This window comes from Nostoc sp. CHAB 5836, assembly GCF_020829445.1.
In the GTDB taxonomy this organism is placed as follows: domain Bacteria; phylum Cyanobacteriota; class Cyanobacteriia; order Cyanobacteriales; family Nostocaceae; genus Nostoc.
In genome coordinates this window covers 1-5187 of sequence record NZ_JAIVFV010000282.1, presented here as the reverse complement: position 1 = coordinate 5187, position 5187 = coordinate 1, and the positions used below count along the sequence as shown (strand labels likewise).

At 39.2% G+C, this 5187-nt stretch carries 1 protein-coding gene and 2 pseudogenes; all 3 read left to right on the top strand.

The features are described 5' to 3' along the window. A pseudogene (locus LC605_RS30795) lies at nt 1-1044 on the top strand (ISAzo13 family transposase); the annotation flags it as partial. Between the two features lie 437 nt (nt 1045-1481). Further along, a complete protein-coding gene (locus LC605_RS30790; protein ID WP_229551206.1) occupies nt 1482-4307 on the top strand; it encodes a TonB-dependent siderophore receptor in 2826 nt (941 codons plus the stop codon). Nucleotides 4308-4425: 118 nt separating this feature from the next. Further along, a pseudogene (locus LC605_RS30785) lies at nt 4426-4980 on the top strand (transposase); the annotation flags it as partial. Between the last annotated feature and the right edge of the window lie 207 nt (nt 4981-5187).

The window sequence follows — 5187 nt, the reverse complement described above, 5'->3', positions numbered from 1 at the left end:
AACTACTGGTATTACTTGTGTAGATAATTATAGAGGTCGAGGACGTTATAAAGCAGAATCACATCTGCCAAATCTTTTATCAGATATCAAAAAGTTGGTTGATGGCCAAAGTCAGATAGATCCAAGTTTTAAAAGTCAAAGGCTGTACAGCCGCCTTTGATCTGCCCAAGTGAGACATCAATTAATTGAGCAATTTGGTTATCCAGATGAAGAATTGCCAAGTTCAGAAACAATTCGTGTTAAGTTAAACGATTTAGGGTATCGCCTCAAACGAGTTGCAAAAATTCAACCTCAAAAAAAATTCCTGAAACTGACGCAATCTTTGAGCAATTAGCTATAGTTCATCAAGAAGCTTCGGATGACAAGAGTATTTTACGCTTAAGTCTAGATGCGAAAGCTCGTGTAAATATCGGCTCATTTGACCGTGGTGGTAAAAATCGAGTACCAACGAAAACTGATGACCATGATTTCCACCCAAAAACAACTGTGGCTCCTTATGGTATCAATATCCAGAGCTTGATGAGCTATTTTTGTATTTTACAGAATCCAAAGTAACTAGTGATTTTATCGTTGATATTTTAGCAGATTTTTGGAAATCAGAAAGTTGGCGATTTTCCGAAATAAAAACTCTGCTCATTAATCAAGATAATGGAGGAGAGAATAACTCTCGGCGTACACAATTTATGAAACGCATAGTTGAATTTTCTCAGAAATATAAACTGAATTTACGTTTAGCTTACTACCCTCAGTATCACAGTAAATATAATCCTATCGAACGGACTTGGGCTGTTCTAGAAAATTATTGGAACGGGAGTATTTTAGATGAAGTGGAAACTGCTTTAAATTTTGCTCATAATATGACATGGAATGGGAAGCATCCTGTTGTTAAACTAGTCACTGAAACTTATAAACTAGGAGTTAAACTGAACATTTGAAGCTATGTCAAAAGTTGAGAATCAAATCCGGCGTTTGACTGATTCAAATCATGAAACTTTCCCGGATTTAGGTAAATGGTTTATTGATATTTCCTATGGAGCAACATAGTTTTTCAAAATAGTTTTTCAAGTTTTTTCTAACGAAAATTAATAATAGTACATCATTAAATAGCATTCTTCAGCCCCGGGAAGTGCAGACTTTTCATGTGTATTTGGGGAGTCTTGGGTTGCTGTTAGCAACCCAAGACTCCTCTGCCTTTTATAATGATTATCATTATTATTTACTGTATATTTTATTTCCTGGAAGTCCCTAAGTATTTTTAGCTACTAGTACAACCGTTGATTCTGTGTCAAGCAAACACATGACTATAACAATAATTACTGCTTGGCATCTCAATTAAATAAAAAAGATTATTAATTATCTTGTGTCTTGCATCACTTCATAATATGATTCAACTAGCTTAAACCTAAATGACAATTCTTTTCAAAGATTGTCATTATGTCTTCGGGTACGACCAAGTAGTGTGATTGAGTGTAAGCGGATCAATGAAGTTAGATAAATTTTTTCAAACCCTGCTGCTAACAGGTGCGGTTATTGTTGTGATCAACACTCCTGCTAAAGGTGAGGAAGTACGAGAGGATATTCAAGGCAAATCTTCTACCCAGAGGGTAGGAAAATCTACATTAGATCAGCAGCTTGCAGGTACAGATAAAAAAATAACGAGCCGCAAATCTTCGGTATTAGCTCCCAGCACCAGGAAATCCCGACTCTTTAAGTCTCAAATTGCCAGTTCACTGCAAAGAGCAAAGTCGGATAAAACAAGTAAAAATATTCGTCAACTCAGCGAAATCGAACTCCCCGCGACTAGCGCTCAAATGCTGGTACAGTCACCAACACCAACCAATCCCCCTAACCCAGAACAAAGAAGTGGGGATCAACAAGTCATACCAATTACGGGAGTAAAGGCAAATCCCACAGACAAAGGTGTGGAGGTAATTTTAGAGACAACCCTTGGGGAACAACTGCAAGTTACAAATCGCAGTACGGGTAATAATTTTATTGCTGATATTCCCAATGCACAACTACGTTTACCCAGTGGTGAGGCTTTCACATTTCGTTCTGAAAAACCACTTACGGGAATTATTGAGATAACAGCTACAAATATTGATGCAAATACTGTTCGAGTGACGGTGGTAGGTGATGTAGAGCCACCGACAGTTGAGTTATTTGATGATAATGCAGGACTGGTTTTTGGGATAAATTCTGCTGCAACAGCAACGCAGCCATCACAGCAGCCCCAAACACCACAAGCACAGCAGCCAGCAAGTGGGACTGAGACACCCCAAAACGAACCACCAGCACAGCCGGATGAGCCAATTGAGTTAGTGGTGACGGGTGAGCAAGATGGATATCGCGTAACAAATACTACGACTGGGACAAAAACTGATACACCTTTGCGTGACATTCCTCAATCAATTGAAGTAATACCACAAGAAGTATTACGCGACCAACAGGTGACTCGCTTAGAAGATGCGCTCAGAAATACTTCTGGTGTCAATCAGAGTTTTAACTTTGGGCCATTTACTTTCTATAACATTCGCGGATTTGATGTGACAGAGACGAATCTTCTGAGAGATGGACTCATTGACACATTAGCCGGACAAGTGAGTGAACTTTCCAGTATTGAGCGAGTCGAAGTTCTCAAAGGCCCGGCATCAGTTCTATTTGGTTTGGGTAATCCAGGAGGAAGCATCAATCTTGTATCTAAACGTCCTTTGCCCGACCCTTTTTATACTGTTGATGCAACTGTTGGTAGCTATAGTTTTTATCGAGGTGCAGTTGATTTATCGGGGCCGCTAAATGACTCGAAGACAGTTTTATATCGTCTCAATTTAGCCTACAGAAATTCAGGTAGTTTTGTCGATTTTTTTGAAGGTGAAAGCTTAAATATATCGCCTGTGATCAGTGTGGAACTTAGCAAGAAAACTAACCTGACCTTGGAGGCAGAATACATCAAAACAAGAGATACTTATGCATCTGGTGTACCTGTGATTGGTAGTTTATTACCTAACCCAAACGGGAAAGTGTCTCGTAATCTTAACCTTTTTGAACCTTCTGATAGTGTTGAGCAGACAATTATCAGGCTGGGATACCGACTAGAACATAAGTTTAACGAAAACTGGTCGATAAACAATGCCTTTAGGTTTGTACATCGTGATCTCGATCAACGACGCACGGATTCTAACGGTTTAGATGCAGATAATCGAACTTGGCTGCGATCGTTTTCAGAAAGCTCTTCCGAAAATGAAAATTATGCGATGTCAACAAATCTGATTGGTAAGTTTGCCACAGGTTCAATTCAACACCAGCTATTATTTGGATTTGATTTAAATCGTCTTGATAATTCCAGCCCAATAGCTCCTTTATTCGAGGCGGCATCAATTAACATTTTTAATCCAGTTTATGGTGGCTCGCCAACAACGGTTATTGGTACTTTTGGTGAATCGGGGTTGCGACAGCAGACAAACTCATTAGGAATTTATCTGCAAGACCAAGTGGCACTGATGGATAACTTGAAGATTTTATTGGGTGGGCGGTTTGACCTTATCGATCGAAAATATGAAGATTTCGCCAAGAATACAGAAAGCAGTGGGTCAGATAGTGCCTTCAGTCCTCGGTTTGGGATTGTTTATCAACCCATCCCTGCAATCTCTCTTTATACCAGTTACACAAGTTCATTTACTCCACCAGGCGGATCATATTTTTTTGGCATTGACTCTTCCTTCAAGCCAGAACGCGGTAATCAGTATGAGGTTGGGGTAAAAGCAGATTTGAATGATCGACTTTCAGCAACCGTTGCATTGTTTGATTTAACTCGTACCAATGTCACGACAGAAGATCCCAACAACCGCGACGTTTCAATCCAAGTTGGTGAACAGAATAGCCGGGGGGTTGAGCTAAATCTGGCGGGTGAAATTTTACCAGGATGGAATATTTTTGCGGGTTATGCTTACATTGATGCCCGCATTACTAAAGATAATACTTTGACCCCTGGAAGTCGATTGTCAAATAGCGCCAATAATTCTTTTAACTTGTGGACAAGCTACGAGATTCAAAAAGGTAATTTACAAGGTTTAGGGGCGGGAGTAGGGTTGTTTTTTGTAGGCGATCGCGTTGATTTTAACAATACCTATACTGTGCCTAGCTATCTGCGGACTGATGCTTCTATTTTCTATAAACGAGAGCGATTCAGAGCTGCACTCAATTTCAAAAATCTATTTGACATAGACTATTTTGAAAGTTCCCTAGGCGCTCGTGTTTATTATGGACAACCTTTTACAATTCAAGGAACAGTTTCTTTCCAGTTTTAATAATTGAGATCATCATGGGACATTTTCTCTCTTGGCTAATATTGGGCATCTTAGGATTTACTCTAGTTACAGCTTGCAATTATGAGGCATTCCAAAATATATCCTCTTTACCTAAACAACCATAAGCCAACCACATATCCGTCCAATTGTCCGTGGTAAAGCCGGGAAATCTGGGGCAAAATTATCAGCTAGTTATTTTGATGGATATGTATTTTTAGACCATATTAGTTGGGATAATTTTAATGAATCAGGAGACTTAAAAGCACAAGTAGAAGCATATAAAAATTATACTGGCTATTATCCAGAATCGGTTCATGTAGATAAAATTTATCGCACAAGAGAGAATAGAGCTTGGTGCAAAGAAAGAGGTATTATCATGAGTGGTCCTCCTTTGGGAAGACCACCAGCCAATGTTAGTAAAGAAAAAAAGAAACAAGATTTAGAATCTGAGAGAATTCGTAATTGTATTGAAGGAAAATTTGGGCAAGCTAAAAGAAGATTTAGTCTCAATCGAGTGATGGCGAAACTTTCCCACACTTCTCTTACTGCAATTGCTATTACTTTTTTAGTGATGAATCTTTCTACTCACCTGTCGCGGGTTTTTTATGCTTTTTTATGCTTTTTTATGTCTATTTTTGAAAACTGCACCTTTTATGCCGTTTCGCATAACTGAAAATTGGGATACCTGGCACTTGTTGGGTTGATTTTGAGAGAAGGATTAGGGGAAGCAGGGGAGGTGGTTAATGTTTGAGATTTTCCGCTTCTCTTGCCCCCTTTGAGGTCTAACCCAGCTAGAAGTTTATTTCCCCAATGACACTTTCTAGCTGGCTTACTTTTCTCTTTATAGCACTTGCAAAATCCTCGGTATTTCCGAGCGCAG

Excerpts from the sequence above, each read along its gene's own strand:
- LC605_RS30790 (WP_229551206.1), top strand. The coding sequence starts at position 1,482 with ATGAAGTTAGATAAATTTTTTCAAACCCTGCTGCTAACAGGTGCGGTT.